This is a genomic window from Pectobacterium actinidiae (genome assembly GCF_000803315.1).
GTDB lineage: Bacteria > Pseudomonadota > Gammaproteobacteria > Enterobacterales > Enterobacteriaceae > Pectobacterium > Pectobacterium actinidiae.
This window is the reverse complement of sequence record NZ_JRMH01000001.1, coordinates 1921365-1942759: the sequence shown is the minus strand read 5'-3', so window position 1 is coordinate 1942759 and position 21395 is coordinate 1921365. Positions and strand designations below refer to the sequence as shown.

General features: G+C 51.5%; 19 protein-coding genes and 1 other annotated feature. Of the genes, 6 read left to right on the top strand and 13 right to left on the bottom strand.

The features are described from left to right. Positions 1 to 8: 8 nt before the first annotated feature. On the bottom strand, positions 9 to 953 hold the full coding sequence (locus KKH3_RS08170) for a siderophore ABC transporter substrate-binding protein (protein WP_400395392.1): 945 nt from the start codon (positions 951 to 953) through the stop codon (positions 9 to 11). 303 nt (positions 954 to 1256) lie between these two features. Here KKH3_RS08170 and sbcB point away from each other — a divergent pair, with 303 nt between their 5' ends. Further along, the gene (gene sbcB / locus KKH3_RS08165; RefSeq protein WP_039357968.1) at positions 1257 to 2684 is read left to right on the top strand and encodes an exodeoxyribonuclease I; all 1428 of its coding nucleotides are present in this window, start codon (positions 1257 to 1259) and stop codon (positions 2682 to 2684) included. 253 nt (positions 2685 to 2937) lie between these two features. Here the strand turns inward: sbcB and KKH3_RS08160 are convergent, their stop codons facing one another. From KKH3_RS08160 to KKH3_RS08110, 11 genes are all read right to left on the bottom strand, one after another. After that, positions 2938 to 4308 carry an APC family permease gene (locus KKH3_RS08160; protein ID WP_039357967.1) on the bottom strand — a complete coding sequence of 457 codons (1371 nt, stop codon included), beginning with the start codon at positions 4306 to 4308 and terminating at the stop codon, positions 2938 to 2940. Further along, complete coding sequence (locus tag KKH3_RS08155) at positions 4298 to 4504, bottom strand: hypothetical protein (protein ID WP_039357965.1); 207 nt, start codon at positions 4502 to 4504, stop codon at positions 4298 to 4300. The genes KKH3_RS08160 and KKH3_RS08155 overlap by 11 nt, the downstream gene beginning before the upstream one ends. 399 nt (positions 4505 to 4903) lie before the next feature. Further along, positions 4904 to 5659, bottom strand: coding sequence for a flagellar brake protein (locus KKH3_RS08150; protein WP_039357962.1), 756 nt, complete (start codon positions 5657 to 5659; stop codon positions 4904 to 4906). A gap of 444 nt (positions 5660 to 6103) precedes the next feature. Beyond that, positions 6104 to 7009, bottom strand: coding sequence for a triphosphoribosyl-dephospho-CoA synthase CitG (citG, locus tag KKH3_RS08145; protein WP_039357960.1), 906 nt, complete (start codon positions 7007 to 7009; stop codon positions 6104 to 6106). After that, positions 6987 to 7514 (bottom strand): citrate lyase holo-[acyl-carrier protein] synthase, encoded by a 528-nt coding sequence (citX, locus tag KKH3_RS08140; protein WP_039362282.1) that lies wholly within the window; start codon positions 7512 to 7514, stop codon positions 6987 to 6989. The genes citG and citX overlap by 23 nt, the downstream gene beginning before the upstream one ends. A 25-nt stretch (positions 7515 to 7539) precedes the next feature. Next, positions 7540 to 9069, bottom strand: a complete 1530-nt coding sequence (gene citF, locus KKH3_RS08135; protein ID WP_039357957.1) for a citrate lyase subunit alpha — start codon at positions 9067 to 9069, stop codon at positions 7540 to 7542. A 53-nt stretch (positions 9070 to 9122) separates the two neighbouring features. Continuing rightward, positions 9123 to 9998 (bottom strand): citrate (pro-3S)-lyase subunit beta, encoded by an 876-nt coding sequence (citE, locus tag KKH3_RS08130; RefSeq protein ID WP_039357952.1) that lies wholly within the window; start codon positions 9996 to 9998, stop codon positions 9123 to 9125. Further along, complete coding sequence (citD, locus tag KKH3_RS08125; protein ID WP_039357949.1) at positions 9998 to 10288, bottom strand: citrate lyase acyl carrier protein; 291 nt, start codon at positions 10286 to 10288, stop codon at positions 9998 to 10000. Before citD ends, citE begins: the two co-directional genes overlap by 1 nt. Positions 10289 to 10311: 23 nt before the next feature. Further along, entirely contained in the window at positions 10312 to 11376 is a 1065-nt protein-coding gene (citC, locus tag KKH3_RS08120) for a [citrate (pro-3S)-lyase] ligase (protein WP_039357946.1), read from the bottom strand. An 87-nt stretch (positions 11377 to 11463) separates the two neighbouring features. Next, positions 11464 to 12348: a fumarylacetoacetate hydrolase family protein gene (locus KKH3_RS08115; protein ID WP_039357945.1), complete on the bottom strand. Its 885-nt coding sequence runs from the start codon at positions 12346 to 12348 to the stop codon at positions 11464 to 11466. 117 nt (positions 12349 to 12465) lie between these two features. After that, on the bottom strand, positions 12466 to 13836 hold the full coding sequence (locus KKH3_RS08110) for a 2-hydroxycarboxylate transporter family protein (protein WP_039357944.1): 1371 nt from the start codon (positions 13834 to 13836) through the stop codon (positions 12466 to 12468). Positions 13837 to 14255: 419 nt separating this feature from the next. On the opposite strand from KKH3_RS08110, the gene KKH3_RS08105 reads away from it, so the two are divergent. The 3 genes from KKH3_RS08105 (at position 14256) to KKH3_RS08095 (ending at position 18975) form a co-directional block, all read left to right on the top strand. Continuing rightward, positions 14256 to 15851: an ATP-binding protein gene (locus tag KKH3_RS08105; protein ID WP_039357943.1), complete on the top strand. Its 1596-nt coding sequence runs from the start codon at positions 14256 to 14258 to the stop codon at positions 15849 to 15851. Positions 15852 to 15955: 104 nt separating this feature from the next. Then, positions 15956 to 16657 (top strand): response regulator, encoded by a 702-nt coding sequence (locus KKH3_RS08100; protein WP_039357942.1) that lies wholly within the window; start codon positions 15956 to 15958, stop codon positions 16655 to 16657. A 383-nt stretch (positions 16658 to 17040) separates the two neighbouring features. Next, positions 17041 to 18975 (top strand): methyl-accepting chemotaxis protein, encoded by a 1935-nt coding sequence (locus tag KKH3_RS08095; RefSeq protein WP_039357939.1) that lies wholly within the window; start codon positions 17041 to 17043, stop codon positions 18973 to 18975. A 133-nt stretch (positions 18976 to 19108) separates the two neighbouring features. Here the strand turns inward: KKH3_RS08095 and KKH3_RS08090 are convergent, their stop codons facing one another. Beyond that, the gene (locus KKH3_RS08090) at positions 19109 to 19948 is read right to left on the bottom strand and encodes an SDR family oxidoreductase (RefSeq protein ID WP_039357937.1); all 840 of its coding nucleotides are present in this window, start codon (positions 19946 to 19948) and stop codon (positions 19109 to 19111) included. A gap of 280 nt (positions 19949 to 20228) precedes the next feature. Here KKH3_RS08090 and hisL point away from each other — a divergent pair, with 280 nt between their 5' ends. Together hisL and hisG are read left to right on the top strand one after the other, a co-directional pair. Then, positions 20229 to 20276 (top strand): his operon leader peptide, encoded by a 48-nt coding sequence (gene hisL, locus KKH3_RS22245; protein WP_106389040.1) that lies wholly within the window; start codon positions 20229 to 20231, stop codon positions 20274 to 20276. Next, positions 20252 to 20373: a sequence feature (His leader region), on the top strand. Its footprint overlaps the gene before it by 25 nt. Before the next feature lie 122 nt (positions 20374 to 20495). Beyond that, complete coding sequence (hisG, locus tag KKH3_RS08085; RefSeq protein WP_039357934.1) at positions 20496 to 21395, top strand: ATP phosphoribosyltransferase; 900 nt, start codon at positions 20496 to 20498, stop codon at positions 21393 to 21395.

Genomic DNA, 21395 nt, shown 5'->3' with positions numbered 1-21395 from the left:
CCCTGCCTTTATTGCTTATCTAACGCGTCGCTAACGGTCGTCACGAGGTTTTTATAGCTTTGCAGCCCCCCTGCGATATACAGCGATGCAGAATCCAGGTAAATCACGCGATTGTTTTTCCAGGCGTTGGTTTTGTGAATCAGCGGGTTATCCAGCACCTGCTGGGCCGACTCTCCACCCGGGCGACCAATCGCACTGTCACGATCGAGGATGAACAGCCATTCCGGGTTCACGCTCAGTAAGAATTCGGAGGTCACCACGTTGCCATGACGCCCGGATTCAGGGAATTCGGTCGCTGGTTTGAAGCCCAGCTCATCAAACACAAAGCCAAAGCGCGATTTAGGACCGTAGGCCGACATCTTGCCGCCGCTGACCATCAGAACCAGCGCATTGCCCGCGTTTTCCGTTTTAGCGCGCGTTTGGGCGATCTGCTGTTTAAACTCATCAATCTGTTTTTTCGCTTCATCTTCTTTGCCGAAGATGGTGCCCAGTTGCTCGATACGCTGGATAAAGCTCGCCATAAACTGGTGCTCATCCACGTCCATTGAGATCGTCGGTGCAATGCCGCTCAGCTTGTCGTAGGCATCGCGCGTACGTCCACCGGCAATAATCAGATCGGGCTTCGCGCTGCTGAGCGCTTCATAGGCAGGTTCAAACAGCGTCCCGGCATTCAGGTAAGCATCGCTGTTGTATTTTGATAAAAATGCAGGCAGCGGCGTACTGCTTTTCGGTACACCGGCAATCCCTTCGACCTTCAGCGCGTCCAACGTATCCAATGAGGCAGGATCAAACACAATCACTTTCTTCGGCGGCTGTGGAACCTGAGTGGTGCCCTGCGCATGCTCAATGCTGACCGTGTGATTGCCTTCTGAAGACGATGCCTGCTGATCGCAGCCAGCCAGAACAAACATAGATGCCAATAACGTCGCCTTCACTGCAAACGTTGCATTCAATCGCACCGCATTTAACCGCATAAGTGTGTTCTCCATTTTGCTGTTTGTCGCCGAATGCTACCCCGCAGCGCACGCTACGCGGCAATAAAGAATTTAATTATCATTCGCATTAAAACGAAAATTGTAACCGAATGGACACAGTCATGCCTAGCGATTATGTCTACCCGCCTATTGATGTAAGTCAGGGAAGTGATGCAAATCAGGAAAGCGCCACAGAAAAGTCGATTCAATGGTATCCTTGCCGTTTTCCAGATTGTTTTGCCTGATTTCAGGCTCAGCGCGCACACGTAGCTAACTGCATATATGGCCGAGAAAACACAACCCACTTTTTTCATACATGACTACGAGACGTTCGGTAAACATCCGGCTCGCGATCGCCCTGCGCAGTTTGCGGGTGTCCGTACCGATATGGATTTCAATATTATCGGTGAGCCGCTAGTCATTTATTGTCGCCCGTCGGATGATTACCTTCCGGAACCAGAAGCGGTGATGATCACCGGAATTACGCCGCAGGTCGCGCTGGCAAAAGGCGTCAATGAAGCGGAGTTCGCCCGTCAGATCCATGAGGCATTCAGCGTGCCCGGCACCTGCGTCATGGGCTACAACAACATCCGCTTTGATGATGAAGTCAGCCGCAATATTTTCTATCGTAACTTCTACGATCCTTATGCCTACAGCTGGCAAAACGGGAATTCCCGCTGGGATTTGCTGGATGCATTACGCGCCTGCTATGCCCTGCGGCCGGAAGGCATCGTCTGGCCGGAAAACGATGACGGCCTGCCCAGTTTCCGCCTTGAGCATCTGACAAAAGCCAACGACATCGCGCACGAGCAGGCGCACGATGCGATGTCCGACGTTTATGCCACCATCGCCATGGCAAAATTGTTCAAGCAGGCACAGCCCAAGCTGTTTGACTATCTGTTCCCGTTGCGTAACAAAAACAAAATTTCCGCGCTGATTGATATCCCGCAAATGAAGCCGCTCGTTCACGTGTCTGGCATGTTTGGCGCGGCAAGGAGCAACACCAGTTGGGTTGTGCCGCTCGCCTGGCATCCGGACAACCGTAACGCAGTCATCATGTGCGATTTGGCTGGCGATATGACACCACTGCTGGAGCTGGACAGCGAAGCATTACGTGAGCGGTTATACACCCGCCGGGATGCACTGGAGGCCGATCAGAGCGCGGTTCCACTCAAGCTGGTACACATCAATAAATGTCCGGTCTTAGCACCGGCCAATACCTTACGGCAAGAAGACGCGGAAAGATTGGGTATCGACCGTCAACGCTGTTTAGACAATCTGGCCGTGCTGCGTAACCACGCGAGCGTCAGAGAAAAAGTGGTGGAGCTGTTTGCCGATGCCCCCGCGTTCGCCGCCTCTGAAGATGTCGATTTACGGCTTTATGATGGCTTCTTTGGCGATGCCGACCGCATGGCGATGAAGATTATTCAGGAGACTGCCCCGCAGAACCTTCCCGCGTTGGATCTCACGTTTGCTGATAACCGTCTGGAACCACTGTTCTTCCGCTACCGTGCCCGCAATTTCCCAGGAACGCTGGACGACCGCGAGCAGCAGCGTTGGTTGCAGCATCGGCGTGCGGTATTTACGCCGGAGCGCTTGCAGTCTTATCTGTCAGAACTCAGCAACCTGTATCAGTTGCACGAAGACGATAAAGAGAAGATGGCACAGCTAAAAGCACTGTACGCCTATGCACAGGAGCTGGTGGGATAAAGCATAAAAAAGCGGAGCACACTGGCTCCGCTGGAAGTTGCTGAAAAAGTCTGTTGAGCGGTAGTAACGGATAGATCGTAAAGACGCTGTAAATACATCCCTGTACGCTCGGATTGCGCCATCCATGGCGCAAACGCTTTACTCTTCTATTCCGTTACTCCCGTTCTCATTCAGAAAATAGGGTTGTCAACAGTCTGAAACGGAGCATATTGGCTCCACTTTCTCTTATGTAAGCCGTAAGCCGTCAGTTTATTTAAACCGGCTCTTCACTGCATTGCGGTACTGGCTGACGGAAGCTGCGCGTCACAAATGCCAGATAGAGCAATCCAATCGTTGCCCATACCAGACCCAGCGTCATTGAGCTGGCTTCCAGATTTACCCACAGCGCCCCTACCGTCAACGCACCCAGCACAGGCAGTACGAGGAAGTTAATGGTGTCTTTCACTGTGCGATTACGGCGTTCACGAATGTAGAACTGTGAAATGACCGACAGGTTCACAAACGTAAACGCGACCAGCGCACCGAAATTGATCAGCGCCGTTGCTGTCACCAGATCGAACGACACCGCAGACAGTGCAATCACACCAACCAGCAGGACATTCAGCGCCGGCGTGCGCCATTTCGGGTGAATATAGCCGAAGAAGCGCTCTGGGAATACGCCATCACGCCCCATCACATACATCAGGCGAGAAACACCCGCGTGAGCAGCCATACCCGATGCCAGCACCGTGACGCAGGAGAACACCAGAATAACCGACTGGAAGAATTTACCCGCGACGTACAGCATGATTTCCGGCTGAGAGGCATCCGGTTCTTTAAAGCGCGAGATATCCGGGAAATACAGTTGCAGAAAGTACGCCACGGCAACAAAGATCACGCCGCCAATCAGCGCCGTCAGGAAGATGGCTTTTGGAATCACCCGACCTGCATCCTGCGTTTCTTCCGACAGCGAGCTGATGCCATCAAAGCCAAGAAACGAGAAGCAGAGAATGGTGGCCCCAGTGATCATCGGCACGACGTGAGCATTCTCAGACCAGAATGGACGCGTGCTGGTCAATGTTCCTGCACCTTCACCCAGATAAACACCATGAATCACCAGCCCCAGGAATACCGCCATGATAGCAACCTGCACCACCACGATAATCGAGTTCAGGTTAGCAACCAGACTGATGCCACGCAGGTTAAACAGCGTCATCAAACCGACCAGCGCCGCCACAAAAATCCATGACGGCACGCCAGGGAAGATCGCTTCCAGATAGATTTTCGCCAGCAGGATGTTGATCATCGGCATGAACAGATAGTCCAGCAGCGACGACCAGCCGACCATAAACCCGACGTGCGGGCTGATCGCTTTTTGCGCGTAGGTATAAGCAGAACCGGCGGACGGAAAACGTTTTACCAATTTGCCATAGCTCAGCGCCGTGAACAGAATGGCGACTAGCGCAAACGCATAGGCGGTCGCCACATGGCCGTCGGTCAGGCCAGACACAATACCGAAGGTATCAAAAATGGTCATCGGCTGCATGTACGCCAGCCCCATCATCACGACAGGCCACAGCGTGAGCGTTCTTTTTAATTGCGCACGTTTTGCGCCACCATTAGGCAGTTGAGAATCAAGCGACATGACGCGCACCTCCGTTCATCACGGCAGGCGCATACGCACCGGAAACAAATGAATGGATACAGGGCTCGCCTGAATCACGATGAGAAGAGGTGGCTGTAACAGCACCAGAAATAACTTGCGACTGCGTCGCGCCATAACCAATACCTTTGCAGCACAAACCGGCGGGCACCGGTGCGAAACGTGTTAATTGCCCCATCTTTCCTTTCCTCACTGTGCTCACAGGCACACACAAAATTATCTATCCGGATCGTTGTCCGGCCTCTTTGGTTGAAGACCCTATACCCAGCAAACCTGATCCACAGAGAACGGTGAGAAACCGCACCAATATCCCTGCTACCTGAAGGTTGACGAGCATAAATGTAAAAAAATAACCGACGCTATTAGACGTCGGTTATTTTGCAAGGCGCGTATTCTGCACCACTCGATCTCATCTGACAAGGCTCTGAGAACGTTGGAAACCATTTATTTACCCCCACCCTTCTTCGAGCTGCCCGTACGTTGGCTTTTCGCATGACTTATGGGTAAATAAGATAATACTCGTTATAAAAACGTTGCTGCGATGTGTGAAGCCCATACAAAACGTTGTGCTTAAAAATTACAACTCCTGAAACCGCTTTTTCTTTTCGTTTTGTAATCTTTCCAACTCAAAAATCACCTGCTGAAGATCCCGTTCCTGCGCCGCGTTCAATGAAGGGAACTTGAAGCTCAAACGCTGCGTCAGTTTCAATTCGCCTTTATTATCGACAATTTTCACCATTGCCTGACCGACAAACTGCAAGTCAACGCAGAAGAAACCGTGGTCAGCCAGATCCATCTCGACGCTCTTAATAATGTCGCCTTCGGTCAACAGCCCCGTGGTGTCACGGTCGGTATACAGGCTCAATCCCCCCAGAGAGAGATCTTTGATGGTGAACAGGAAAACACTTTCATCCGGCAGTTCTCCACGGCACGTCAACGGCGGCCACAGCGGCGTGTTGATGCGGAAATAGGTTCTGCGTTGAATAAGATAAAGCAATTCAGGGATATGTGCGCTAAAGGCTGGCAGCCCGTCGTAGTCCACCGTTCTTGCAATTTCGGCATTAAATTCGACTTTTGCACCCGCGGGTTCAGCGACAAAAGAGAGCGCGCCGGCATACAGCGCACGGTTATTCTCGCGCTCAATGCCGCCTAAATCGAAGACAAACAGGTTGTTGTCAGGTACAACGTCAAGAATTTTACTGATGAACTGTCCGTGAGAATGATGAACCATCAGAGATGTATCATTCTTCTTTAACTCGCGCAATGTTGCACAGATGGCCAGTTTGTTGCGCTTCACAAACTGCTCTTTCAAATTTTCATTCACCGCTTTCATCCCTACCATTGTTTACACGGATTATGTGTCAATGGCTTATATTGATGCACGCCTCTTCGTTATCTTTCAAGTTCCATGTGTGCCAACACGATGCACTGCACTGGCTGCATATTGAAAACGATGACTCGGAGTACCTGAAACAGCATGAAACCTACCTTAAATGCATCGAGTCACAGGACAAAACGTAGGTCCTTTGGGCAAGGCACACTTATGCACCTCATTACGCGACAAGCGAAAAACAAACTCGTGGAAAAGAGGTTGAGCAGCCAGCACGTACATAACTCGACGTATAACGGGTAGAAGTTGGTGAAAACGATATCGGCAATTTTCTCACTAACTTTAGTGGAACAATAGGAAAAGTGTTAAGGAGCCGTCAAATGATGTAAATCATCGACACTAGCCATCGCGATGCCAGCCGCTCCTTTTATCGCAGTCGTTCGTGTGCTATTCGGCAGGATAATGATGCAGCAGCCAGGTTAAGGCCAGTAAATCGGCGCTGCCCCCCGGGCTAAGGTTTCTGGCAATCAGCGCGTCGTCCATCTCCTTCAGTGCCTGACGATCTAGCGGACCAATCAGCAATCGCCGCGCGTAGTCTTGCACAAACGCCAGTCCGTCCATGCCACCGCGTGAAACAACATTGGTGTCAGGATTGTGAGCCATCAACACCAGCAGCGTCTGTAACAACGCGGTTTCGTCATCTGCCCCTGCGGCAATAGCCTGTTGCAAGGCGGGCAACGCGTACTGGCATACGGTATTGAAACCACTTGCGGCTTCCCCTCTCGCGCCCGTCAGACCATGACGTTGATAGAGGTGTTCACCCGCGGTCGCGGCGCCAGAACACGTCTCCAGCTCATTCCGCACCATATCGTGGCACATTGTCGCAACGCTATCGCACAGGCTGAGTTGCGTCACACGCTCTCCTCGCCCTGCTAGCCAACCGGCAGCGGTACACAGCAGGCCAAACGCGAAAATTCCGCCTTTATGGGTATTCACACCTTTCGTCGCCGACAGCATCGCCTGCTCACAGGCGATGCCGATAGGTCGAACCTGAGGCAGCAGCAGCGCTAGCGGTACGCTGGCGTGCTGATAACCCGCCTCGGTAAAATGCCGAAACCAGGGGGAAATGGCCTGAATGCTGGTCTGAAACAGCGCCACATCCATATCGCGGTGAGATCCATTATTCGCGCGATCCACCAGTCCAGGTTTCGGTGTCAACATCACTTCCATCATCAACGCATGCGCCACCCGTTGGTCGATATCCGGTAACGCATCGCGGTCTCGATAATCACCAACAGCGGAACGGGATACCACCGCCGACAGGATACCGTCAGGCTGGCGTAAAGTAGGCATTAACCTTTTCCTCAATGTGCTCAAGCAGCTCAGGTAACGAATGACGCCGAGAACGGCTACAGGCGTGCGCCATTTGATCGCATAATAAGCAGGTGCGCCCGCTGTGTGCCAACATCGACCGACCAATCGATCCTTCTTCCGGGCTGAAGATGTCGAAATCCCAGAGTCGCCCCAGCTCATGGCTATCTTCCAGCGCAATGGTCGCCGCTTTCACAGACAGCGCATCTTTAGTGATCGCCCACAGCCCTTCCGCTCCGGTTGTCAGCCAGAATGTTTGCTGCTCCACCACTATCCAACCTCTTGTCTGACACAGCAATCTGAACGCCTTGATCGCTTCGGCCATCACCTGCCGGTAGCCTTCACTATCTTTTACCGGCCCCGGCGTGACCAGCGTCAGCGACACCAGCGTCGTGCCGTGTCGAGCGAGCCATTCTTGCTGGCGAACTGCGCGGCGTTCCTTCGCCGCGAGTAAGGTTTCCAGCGAGATGGAAACAGCATTTGTCATCATCGATTCCCTCATGCGTTTACGCTTATTCGTCGGCTTCTTTCACCTGACGAACGACGTCAATCACGCTGCCATCGCGATAGCGAATAACACCGACGATGCGATCGTGAAACGCGATAGCGCGTGGTTCACCCACCAGCGCAATCGCACGCTGATACAGATCTTCAATCGTCATCACCGTCAGACCCGCCTGTTTCAGGCGTTCAGCCACCTCAGGGCGCGCCGGATTGACGGCAATACCGTGATCGGTCACCAGTACATCAATGCTTTCTCCTGGCGTAACACGCGTCGTCACCTGACGCACCACGGTCGGGATACGGCTACGAATCAGCGGTGCCACGACGATAGTCAGGTTCGCTGCCGTTGCGACGTCACAGTGTCCGCCGGACGCGCCGCGCATCACGCCATCTGAGCCAGTGATGACGTTGACATTAAAATCAGTGTCAATTTCCAGCGCGCTAAGAATCACCATGTCGAGCTGATCGCAACAGGCCGCTTTAGAGCTTGGGTTGGCGTAAACGTTAGTGGAAACCTCAACGTGATTCGGGTTCTTCGCCAGCGATGCGGCCGCATTCGCATCGAAACATTGGGTATCGATCAGTTTTTCGATCAGCCCTTTTTCGTGCAGATCGACGATCCCGCCCGTAATGCCGCCGAGCGCGAAGCGCGCCACAATATTCTGTTGGCGCATTTTATCTTCAAGGAAACGCGTACAGGCCGTAGAAGCCGCGCCCGAACCAGTCTGGATCGAGAAACCATTTTTGAAATAACCGGCATGTTCAATCACGTCTGCCGCGGAACGAGCGATCAGCAATTCACGCGGGTTGCTAGTGACGCGCGCCGCGCCCACGCTAATTTTTGCCGGATCGCCAACTTCATCCACCTGAACGATGTAGTCCACCTGATCCTGCACGATGCTGGCTGGCATGTTCGGGAACGGCACCAGCGCTTCGGTCAGCAGCACCACTTTATGGGCAAACTGCGCATCAACCATCGCATAGCCCAGCGAACCACAGCTGGATTTCCCGACGGTGCCGTTGGCATTACCAAATTCATCGCTGCACGGGACACCCAGAAACGCGACGTCAATATTCAGTTCACCGCTTTGCAGCAGATGGACGCGACCACCGTGGGAATGAATTTGTACCGGTTCTTTCATTAATCCATGAGAAATCGCATCGGCCAGTTTGCCACGCATCCCCGAGGTATAAATCCGGCTGACCACGCCCGCTTTGATGTGCTCGATCAGCAACGCGTTACAGCTCATCAGTGAGCTGGAGGCCAGCGTCAGATCGCGAAACCCCATACGTGCCAGCGTATCAATCACCCGATTAATCACTTTATCGCCTTCGCGGAAATGGTGATGGAAAGAGATCGTCATCCCATCTTTCAGTCCGCTGTGGCGAATCGCCTCTTCCAGATCGGCGCACAGTTTGCGCTCATGTTTTTGGGCAACATCATTCAGCCACGGCGTGTTTTGGTTGGCGTTGACGAAGGGTTGCAGATGACGTTTTTCCGGGTACTGCTTTTGCAGTGCTTCAATAAAATGACTCATTGTCTAATCCTGTAATTCCTGAGAGCGGCCATTGCGGTGTAATCACGCAATGGCTATTTGCGAACGCCGGAGGCCTGAGCACGTTCCAGCACTCGTCTGGCGTGGTCGATGATTGGCCCGTCGATCATTTTCCCGTTCAGGGAAATCACACCCAGCCCCGCGCGCTCCCCCTCTTCGGCGGCCTTGATTACCAGATGGGAATAGTCCACTTCATCCTGTGTAGGGGCATAAGCGTTGTGTAACAGCTCAATCTGACGCGGGTTTATCAGGGATTTACCGTTAAAGCCCAGCCTGCGGATCAGATCGACTTCTTTCAGGAAACCCGCATCGTCATTGACGTTGGGATAAACCACGTCGAAGGCGTCGATACCAGCCGCGCGCGCCGCGTGCAGCACCGCGCAGCGGGCATAAAACAGCTCTGTGCCGTCACCGCGTTCCGTTTGCATATCCATCACGTAGTCAAACGCCGCCAGCGCAATCCCGATCATACGTTCGGAAGAACGGGCAATCGCGACGGCATTAATCACCCCCACCGCAGACTCAATCGCCGCCATGATGCGCGTGGACCCGACTTCACGACCGCAGGCCTTTTCAATACGAACCAGATGATGTTCCAGTTCATCGACATCGTCAGTGGAGTCAGTTTTCGGCAGGCGGATCACATCGGCACCACCGCGCACGGCGGCTTCAAGATCCAACAGGCCAAACGGCGTACTTAACTGGTTGATGCGTACCACGGTTTCAATATCACGGTACATTGGGTGTTGGAGCGCATGGAAAACCAACAGACGCGCGGTATCTTTCTCGCGTAGGGAAACGGCATCTTCCAGATCGAACATGATGGAATCAGGCTTATAGATAAACGCATTGGACAACATGGCGGCGTTCGCACCGGGGAGGAATAACATGCTGCGGCGAAGTTTATTCATTATAATTTCTCCCATTCAATCTGCTGTCCGTCTGCGGCGCGTAATACCGCGCTTTGCACGCGAGCACGGATGACGCAATCCAGCGCGCCTTTGTCATCCACAATGATCGTCCCTTCCTGTACGCCCAACGCTTTCAGCGTGTCATTCACGACCTGTTTAATTTGATGACCGAACTGTTTCATCACTTCGCTGTTGATGACCACGGTGAGTTTCCCCTCCGCTGGTGCCACTTTGACCAGCAAATCGCTGGATTCAAAGGTACCCGCCAGGGACTCCTTAACAATCTTCATAGACTTATCCTGATTAATTTTAATTACGCGTATTCGGGTTCGTAGTAGTGCTGTAAATGTGCAAACGTTGAGGCTGGCACGATGTCCTGAATACGGTTGTACTGCCGAAGTTTGAGCAATTTCCTGACTTCCGAAGCGGAAATGGCCAGTCCTGAGGTTTGCCGTTTACGTTCAATTTCAACCACGCTTAGCGCGGGGGAAGACACCGTCTGGTCTTTCTCCAGCCAGTAGTGCATATCCTGGTTGTACTGATACGTCACCGGGCAAAAGGGTTCGGTACCGACGAAACGCTGGGTAATGCCCAGTGCCGGCGCGATATATTTCCTGAAAATGATTAAATCCAACGCCGCATGAGCGCGCGTGATCAGCTTCTCTTCCTTCAGGAAATAGCCGGGAAACGTCGCTTTCGAGATCATGTAGTGAGAACCGGCATGTACCGTCAGATTGCGGATGTGTTCCACGCCGCGCTGAACCATCTCCAGACGTTCAGTGAATGGGAAAAAGGAAACGTCTTCCCGCACCACGAAAACGTGCAGCCAATCACAAGACTGCGCCGCATGTTCCGCCAGATAGCGGTGGCCTAGCGTGAAGGGGTTCGCGTTCATGACAATCGCGCCGATCTTTTTATCTGTCCGCGCCGCGAGCGGTTCAGGGTGCGCAAACGCCGATAACGACTGGCAATACTGCTGAATGCCAATCGGTGTGTTTTCCATCAGCACCGCGCTGTCCTGATAGCAGGCCAGCGGGTAGAAGCCACATCCGCGAAAGATGTCGACATTTTCCGGTCGGGTATAGAGAAACAGGTGGAAGTGACCGCGCTGCGCCGCCTGCTGCATCACTTCATTCACCACCTGCACGCCCAGATTGAGGTGTCTGAATTCAGGATCGACCGCAACGCATTTAATGGTGTTGGAAGCTAGCCCCGCGCAGGCAATCAACCGCCCGCCCAGTTTGCCAACCACAACGATGTCAATATCGTCATCCATGCCGAGCTGACAGTGTGCGAGGAACTGGCGCACCGCGTTCCTCTCCGGCTCCCGAAGGCGCACATCCAGCGTGTCAAAAAAGACGGAATCATTGGCATACATCACGGTTTTTCCTGCAACTCAAATTATTTAGGCAATCTATTGCAGGCTGCCGGTTTAGCGCCGGTAGCCTGGTACTTACACGGCTATTCAGTGCGCGACGGCTTCAGCCGTTACCGGAACTGATTTCAACGGCGCAGCGGCATCCACTATCGTGTTGCGCAAATGACCAATGTTTTCGATTTCAACTTCAATGCAGTCGCCCGCCTTCATAAACAGCGGTGGGTTGCGTTTTTTACCCACGCCGCCCGGTGAACCCGTGATGATCACGTCGCCAGCGCTCAGCTCGGTGAACGTACTGATGTATTCAATTAGTTCAGCGACTTTGTGAATCATGCTGCTGGTATTGTCGTCCTGTACCATGCGGCCATTCAGATACGTGCGGATTGCCAGTACATGCGGATCGGGAATTTCATCCGTCGTGGTCAGATAAGGGCCAAACGCACCGGTTTTCTGCCAGTTCTTACCTGCGGTAAACCAACTGTGCTGCCAGTCACGCGCAGAACCATCCATGTAGCAGCTGTAGCCTGCGACATGAGAGAGCGCGACATCCTGAGAAATATTCTGTCCGCCTTTACCGATAACGACCGCCAGCTCGCCTTCATAATCAAACTCGCGGGAATAATGCGGTTTGATAACCGGCGTCGCATGCCCGGTTTGCGAATCCGCAAAGCGCACAAATAGCGTTGGCGCAGGATTCTCTTCATTAAATTCCTGACGTTTAGCCGCGTAATTCATCCCCACACACAGTATTTTCCCTGGTGCGGTAATAACCGGTAAGAACGTCACATCCGCGACAGGAATATCCGGCGTACTCATACTGAATTCGTGTGCAACGTGTAACGCATCCTGCGCCAGCAGTGTTTTCAGATCGGGATAGCGGTGACCAATTTTACCGCCAAGATCGATTAATCCCGTTGCCGTATAAATGCCGTAACTGTCCTTACCGTTATAACGATAGCTTGCAAGTTTCATAATATTTCCTGTGCAAAATAAACCCACGCGCAATGGCGGTTTTTATTTCGTTAACTCAACACATTTTTTCAACGTAATACTTATTTAGCTCAGCGCCGTTTTATTTTCTGAATGACATCAGACTAAAAAGTTGGCGAGTACCAGCAGTGATATCGAAACGTTAATGGCACCGCCGATACGCGTAGCAATCTGCGCGAATGGCATCAGTACCATACGGTTACCTGCCGTCAGAATCGCGACGTCCCCCGTACCACCCTGTCCGCTCTGGCAGCAAGAAATAATGGCGACATCAATCGGGTGCATACCGATTTTTCTCCCCACCAAGAAACCCGTCCCGACCAACGTCACTACGGTAGAGATAATCACCAGCAGGTTTTGGATCGTGAAGGCATTGACCAATTCCTGCCACGGCGTAATCGCCACGCCAACGGCAAACAGAATCGGATACGTCACAGAAGTCTGGAAGAATTTATAAACGACCTGAGAACCTTCCAGCATTTTCGGTGAAACACCGTGAGCCAGTTTCACCAGCACCGCGGCGAACAGCATGCCAACCGGTGCAGGCAGGCCAACCATTTTGTGACCGAGCATACCCACCATATACAGCAGGATGGCCAGCAGCGCGCCAGAGGCGATGGTCGTTACATCGGCTTTGCCACTAAAGGCAGGAGCTGGTGTGCTGCTTGCGCCGCCGCCCAGACCATTGTCTTTATTCGGCATCAATTCACCTTCACCGGTCAGGTGTGGATAGCGTTTACCCAACTGATTCAGAACACCGGCAAGAATGATCGCGGTCAAGCTGCCCAGCATGACGATAGGCAAGACGCGTCCCAGCGCAACACCCTGATCCATATGCAGAATCGTGGCATAGCCGATAGACAGCGGGATAGCACCTTCACCCACCCCACCCGCCATAATCGGCAGAATCAGGAAGAAGAAGATTTGGAACGGATCCAGGCCGAGCGCAATACCTACGCCCATGCCCACCAGCATGCCGGCGATTTCACCGCACAGCATAGGGAAGAAAATACGCAGGAAGCCCTGAATCAGCGTCTGCCGATTCATACTCATGATGCTGCCGACAATAATGCAGCAGATGTAGAGATACAGGATGTTGGTACTTTTATAGAACTTGGTCGTGGATTCAACGACAACGTCCGGCAGCAGGCCGTAATGCACCATCGCCGAGGGGATAAAGGTCGCACAGATTGCCGCCGCCCCCATCTTGCCGATAATCGGCAGACGTTTGCCAAATTCACCACAGGCAAACCCGAAGAATGCCAGTGTCGCCACCATCACGACGATATCGCTCGGCAACTTGCCATTCAGGCAGTCAATGCCGATTAATACCCCCGCTAGCACAAAGAGCGGCACTGGGATAATACCTACTTTATAGGTATCCAGAACATGCCACCATTTTTCCTTTAATGAGGCCTTCCCAGCCGCCTCATTATTTACCACAATATATGAATCATCAGTCGTACTCATAACTCTGTCCCCGTTTTATTTTGTCCGCGAATGATAGGGGGTGATTACCTATTATTATGTGATTCCCTTCAAATTAAAAAACGAGTTTTAAAGGTGTTTATGGATTTTATGATTTTTATTAAAAAATCGTTTATTACGCAGGCGGTTAGATGATTTTACGATCAAAATAAACTTTATGGTTTCTATGGAGTTTATGGTTTTTATTTCCTAAAAATGACTATGTTGATAAAACGTAATTAAGTTGTTTATTAAAGAAGACAAGTGCGTTTAATTTTATCTCTTTATTACTAACATCGTATTGGTAGCAACATATTTAAACGTGTTATTGCTCACAAGTTTTTTCCTCTCAGCCCATTCTTATTACCATTCGTGATAAATTAACCAGCTATTTTTCGTTTACCAGCAGGCTACCGCACATCATGAGAGTGAGACTTTCCTTTCATATCAAATTATTTATCTATTTGATCGTCTTCTTCTCTTCGTTACTTCTGATGACGGGCATTTATTATTATCACGATATCGATAAGCAGCTGTATTCCGAGCTGGGTACACGAGCGCAGGTACAAGCCAGAGAAATCGCCATCATCCCATCCTTGATTGAGTCGGTGAAGCATAAAGACATCAAGCAGATAAGCATGCTCGTTCACCAATTGAAGCTGCGCAGCGACGCCAGCTATATCGTAATCGGGGATAATCAGGCGCATCATCTGTTTCATTCTGAAGATGCCGATCTCGTCGGCACACAGATGGTGGGCGGCGATAACGTCGAGGTGTTAGCAGGCAAAAGCATTATCACGGTGCGCCGGGGCGGCATTGGTATTTCATTACGCAGCAAAGCGCCGATCGTCGCTGACGGTCAGGTTATTGGTATTGTCTCCGTTGGCTATCTGAAAACCCATATCGATAACCTGACGTTCAGTAAACTGGCGCATATCCTGCTGGCGATTCTGGCGATGTTTGTCGCGCTGTTTATCTTTTCGTGGTGGTTCTCACGCAATCTGAAGAAACAGATGTTTGGCCTCGAGCCCCTTGAGATTCGTATGCTGGTCAGGCAGCAGAAGGCGCTGCTCGAATCCATCTACGAAGGCGTGATCGCTATCGATAAGCAGCACCGCATTGCGGCGATTAACCACGCAGCGAAAGAGATCCTCGGACTAGACGAACCGTCCTATCTATTGCGCGGCAAGCCGATTGATACCGTCATTAAACCCGTGCCTTTTTTCTCCGGCGAAGCCATGTGGAACAGCGACACCCACGATGAGATCTGCCGGTTTAACCACGCCACTGTGATTGCCAGCCGGGTGCGGATCATGCTGGAGGATGAGCTTCAGGGCTGGGTCATCAGCTTCCGCAGTAAAAATGATATTCACACGCTTAGCATGCAGCTCAGCCAGGTGAAACGTTACGCGAATAGCCTGCGCATTCTGCGCCATGAGCAACTGAACTGGACGGCGACGCTGGCCGGGCTGCTGCACCTAAAACGCTATGACGAAGCGATCAAATATATTGAAGCGCAGTCGGAAAGCGCACAGGTGGTACTGGATTTTGTTTCGCGCCGCTTCTGTTCACCCGCGCTATGCGGGCTGCTGCTGGGCAAGTACGCGACGGCGCGGGAAAAAGGCATTGAGATTGTTTTCGACCCACGCTGCCAGCTCACTCACATTCCACCCGCGCTGAGTGAAACGGAGCTGATGTCCATTATTGGTAATTTGCTGGATAACGCGATGGAAGCCACATTAGCCACCACCGCGCCACATTATCCTGTCGAAGTGTACATCTATAACAGTGAACAAGAGTTGGTCATTGAAATCGCCGATCAGGGAACGGGTATCGATCCCACCATTGCCGATAGCCTGTTTGAAATGGGCGTGACCAGCAAAACGCAGGGCGATCACGGACTGGGGCTGCATCTGGTCGCCAGCTACGTCAATCAGGCTCAGGGAATGATCGAAGTCTCGGCCAACCAGCCGAAGGGCAGCATATTTTCCCTATTTATACCGATATCCCCCCACTAATTTGCGTTGTCATGTGTTGAACAACGCACAGACAACTTGGAGTATGGCGGTATACGGGTACCAGATCTTCTTTTATGCTTCAGATACTAACAGGGATTCACACCATGCAGCACACTGAACATTTCGATGTCTTAATCGTTGAAGATGAAAGTAAGCTGGCAAATATTCATGCTGAATTTATTGAAAAACATTTCAATCTGCGTGTCGTCGGGATTGCCGCTACGCTTTTTGAAGCCAAAAAGCTTCTCCAGCAGCACAAGCCTCGTCTAATCCTGCTCGATAACTATTTGCCCGACGGCGAAGGGGTTTCGCTGATTGAAAGCCAGTTGCTCAAAGGAATGGACTGTTCCGTCATCTTTATTACCGCAGCCAGCGATATGAATACCTGCGCTCAGGCGATTCGCTGCGGGGCCTTTGACTACATTATCAAACCACTCTCCTACCCGCGGCTGCGCTCTTCGCTGGAGCGATTTATTCAATTCGTAAAGACCCAGCACACCTACAAAATTGTCGATCAGCAGAACGTCGATATTCTCTATCAGCTGCAATCGTCCGGCGCGGCCTCTTCATCATCAGCAAAAGGCATTGAAGAAAATACGCTAGGGCTGATCAAGCAGATTTTTACCAGTGATGGAGGCGATACACTCTATTCTGTCGATGACATCGTCGAAAAAACGGGGCTGAGTAAAACGACAGCACGCCGCTATCTGGAGTTCTGCGTTGAAAACCAGTTCCTCGACATCGAAATGCGTTACGGAAAAATTGGTCACCCACGCCGGTTATATCGTACAAAAAGCACCTATTAGGTATATCCCCTATGGCGGTGAGAGTCGTCGCCATAGGGGATCCGATACAACCAATATTAAGATAAAACTTAACCATTCGTTATTTCCACTCCATTTATATTTCAATATATTTCCAAATTAACCATTTCCTCCCTCTTTTTTAAAGATTAAAAAAATAATCACAATTTTCTGTGTTTATTCTTATAACGATTAAAGTCACGCCTATTGGTAATACAACCTGCACTTGCTGTGCAGTTGTCCAACAATGAGAGAGGAGGCTCACAAATTATTATTAGTTTCTTCATTCATACTAAAAAAAACCGCCCTAAATCCGATAAGCATTATGGGTTATACCGCGATTAATTCGTTACCCAACACCAGTAATTCATCCCCGGAGAGACGTCATGTTCTTAGCCAAAAAAATCAGAAATCTTAAAATATCCCAAAAGCTGTATCTTGGGTTTGGGGTGATCCTGCTACTGGTCATCATTGCATCGCTATTAAGCGCAGGGCGTTTCAGAGAAATTCGTGATATCTATGAAAAAACCAATCTTATTTACAACATCAACATCGAAGTATTTCAGGCCAAAATAAACCGCCTGAAGTATTTTTATTCGTATGAAGAGAAATCGCGTGAAACCATGGCGGGTTTCGTTAAACATGCATCAGAGTTAACCACTGAAGCAAAAACGCTCTCGTGGAGTCCAGAAGGGGCTCCCCTCGTTAACGATCTCGGCCAACACCTGACCGAATTTCAGAACGCTATCACCGAGATGGGGAAAGCCACGCAGCGCGTGGTAGAGAATCGCGACAAAATCAGCATTGCCAACAGGCAAAACATTACTGCTGACTTTTACGCCAAGCTGCGTCAGCAGCCTTCTGATAACACGACGCAATATCAGGCTGAGGAGTTGGCAACACAGGTTTCAGAACTCAAACAGTTATCCTATGAGTTGCAGCTTAAGCAAGATGCCTATACGGCGAAGAAACTTGATGAGGCTTTTGGCCGCTTTGACAGCAGCTATCAGGGTGCCACTGCGGCACTCACGCCTGACCAAAAGGCCGCTGCAGAAGACCTGCGGAGCTATGTCACCAGCTATAAAAAGCTCAATGCTGACTACTTTCTGAGCGTCAACGATCTGAAAAAAGCCGAAGACGGCGTGAAGGTCGGCGGAGATAAGAGCAGCGCTTCCATTAAAGCGCTTATCACTATCGTCAAAGAGAAGAATGATGCGTTGGCATACGGTTCCGCGACTATCACGATGATCATTGGCCTCATCGCCGTCGTGATCGGCATTATCATCTCATTGCTGATTACCCGCCAAATCACCCGCCCTGTGATTCATAACCTTTCTCTGGCGGAAAAAATCGCCGCAGGCGATCTGACGTCAACAATCGTGGCTGACCGCGATGATGAGCTGGGCCAGCTAACGGCCGCTATGGGGAGAATGAACGAAAAGCTGCGCCATATGATCAGCGATGTACGTGACAGCGTGGACAGTGTGTCAACCTCTGCGGCCAAGATTGCCGTGGGCAATAGCGATCTTTCTTCGCGCACCGAGCAGCAGTCTGCCGCCGTAGTAGAGACTGCCGCCAGCATGGAAGAACTGACGTCGACCGTGAAAAATAATGCCGAAAACGCCAAACAAGCGAGCCAAATCAGTACCGAAGCCTCACAAAATGCGCACAAAGGCGGCGAAGTAGTACGAAATGTCGTGGATACCATGTCAGGCATTTCAGACAGCTCACGAAAGATTGCCGACATTACCGCCGTTATCAACAGCATTGCTTTCCAGACCAATATTCTGGCGCTTAACGCTGCCGTAGAAGCCGCGCGAGCCGGTGAGCAAGGTCGTGGGTTCGCCGTGGTGGCCAGCGAGGTACGGACGCTTTCTCAACGCACGTCGCAAGCTGCGAAGGAGATTGCCAGCCTGATATCTGAATCAGTGTCGCGTATCAATGTAGGCACACAATTGGTGGCTAATGCAGGAACCGCGATGGATCAGATCGTCTCCTCTGTCTCGCGGGTTAACGACATCATGGGGGAAATTGCCTCCGCCTCCGATGAGCAAAGTCGCGGCATTGAGCAAATTTCCCGCGCCATCAGCGAACTTGATACCACCACGCAGCAGAATGCGGCGCTGGTAATGGAATCCTCAATCTCCGCTAACTCGCTGGAAGAACAGTCCGCGATACTCGAAAGTATGGTAGCGAACTTCCGTCTGTCCGATCACGAGGGGCGTAAACCAAAAGCAACGCTCTCCGGTTTGCCGCCACAGCAGAAACGCCTGCCTCCGGCATCAAAACAGTCGCAGGATTCAGGTTGGACAACCTTCTAACGTTTTGCCTTCTAGCCCTGATATCGCGTCAGGGCTGAATTTTACCACTCACGCCCGGATGGTTTCACGCGCATCCGGGCGTGTCAGAAACCCTATAGCATTATCAAAAAATCGTGATAAACAAGCCAGTTAGCTACAAGCCCTGATTCAACGGCATCGTTGAGGGATTAGGGTACTGATAGTCAAACCCAAGTTCATGGCAGATGCGCTGCCCATCAACAATTTTCCCCTGAGCGCTATCGGTTACGGGTGCAAACTGCGGCGGAGACAGGTGCAATCTGCGCGCCTGTTCAGGATAAAAATCCTGTCTGGCAGGATGTTCTGGCGCACACAGGTTATAGATATGCCCACCGGTCGGGAGCTTAAGCAGCAAGAGAATCGCCGCCAACACATCTTCCTGATGCACCAGATTCACGCCATGATTGCCACGCGGCAGATTGGTTTTGCCAGCAAGGAAACGCCCTGGATGGCGATCGCCACCAACTAGCCCCGCAAGCCGCAAAATATCCACGGAGGTATCGGGTAGATGCTGCAACCACTGTTCGAGGGACACCAGCGTCTTCCCTGCTACCGTCGTCGGTTGTAGCGGCGAGTTTTCTCTTGCCGTGCCGCTGCTATCGCCATAAACCGACGTTGAGCTGGTGAAGATAATACGCGGGACATGAAACACGCGCGCCATATTCACCAGTTGCTGTACCGCTTGCGCATACCCATCGCCTCCTTCCGCCGTTCGACTGGCGGGTAGCGTCACGACTAATACGTCAACCTGTTGTAGTAAAGCGTTAAGCTCGTCAGCATCGCATTCCAGTTCAGGCGTCAGAGCCAGTTGATAGCACTCAATGCCGCTCATACGCGCCGCTTCCACGCCATCCTGAGTGGTTTTCGTCCCTGTCACATGGTAGCCGTGCCCATTCAGTGCCAGAGCCAGCGGCATACCCAACCAGCCCAATCCAACAATCGATACTTTTTTCATCAGCCGTTCTCCCCTGCAAGGAGCCTGTTATTAACATCACGCACGCCTACAGAGTAAACGGCTTTCATGCCCACCGCTACGGATGCCTGTCCGATTTCCGTAGTCTTTTCTGCCTATCAAAAGCGGATATCCAGCGCGATTATGCTGGCACATCACTCAACCAAAACGAACTTCCCACATCTGCTAAAAAAATGTTGCACAACAGCCCGAACATGGTTTAGGTTATTCGACAGAAATCATTATTGATTTAATAAACACTGACACAACAAAGAGACATCTTATGACACGCGTTCTGTTTAACCACCATCATCACCATCATCCTGATTAGTCTTTCGGGCAATTGGTGCTGGAAGACGTTCAGATCTTCCAGTGGCGCAGAACACAGAAAGAGCCCTCGGAAGATCACCTTCCGAGGGTTTTTTTATGCGCGCTATCCTTGCGCGCACCTTGCAGGCCGTTGCTATGCAACGTTAAAAAACGTTCCCGACGTTTTTTTATGCTCGCTCTATTTCCAAAAATTTAAATTTGACAGGTTAATGAGGTTTCCATGCTGGATAAAACACGTTTACGGATAGCAATGCAGAAGTCAGGCCGCCTGAGCGACGATTCACGCGAACTGCTGGCGCGCTGCGGGATCAAAATCAACTTACAGCAACAGCGCCTGATCGCGTTCGCAGAAAATATGCCGATTGATATCCTGCGCGTACGCGATGACGATATCCCCGGTCTGGTTATGGATGGTGTGGTCGATCTAGGCATCATCGGCGAAAACGTGCTGGAAGAAGAGCTGTTAAACCGTCGTGCACAGGGCGAAGATCCGCGTTACTTCACGCTGCGCCGTCTGGATTTCGGCGGCTGCCGCCTGTCGCTGGCGATGCCGCTGGATGAAGCCTATACCGGCCCTGAATGTCTGCAAAACAAACGTATTGCCACCTCTTACCCTCACCTGCTCAAACAATATCTCGACAGACAATCCGTCAATTTCAAATCCTGCCTGCTCAACGGTTCCGTCGAAGTGGCTCCACGCGCTGGTCTGGCCGATGCCATCTGCGATCTGGTATCAACCGGTGCTACGCTGGAAGCTAACGGCCTGCGTGAAGTGGAAGTCATTTACCGTTCTAAGGCCAGCCTGATTCAACGTGACGGTGAGATGCCTGCGGAGAAACAACAGTTAATCGATAAACTGCTGACCCGTATGCAAGGCGTGATTCAGGCGCGTGAATCAAAATACATCATGCTGCACGCACCAAGCGAGCGCCTGGATGAAATCATCGCCCTGTTACCGGGTGCGGAGCGCCCAACCATTCTGCCGCTGGCTGGCGATCAACGTCGCGTTGCCATGCACATGGTCAGCAGCGAAACGCTGTTTTGGGAAACGATGGAAAAACTGAAATCGTTGGGTGCCAGCTCCATTCTGGTTCTGCCTATTGAAAAAATGATGGAGTGA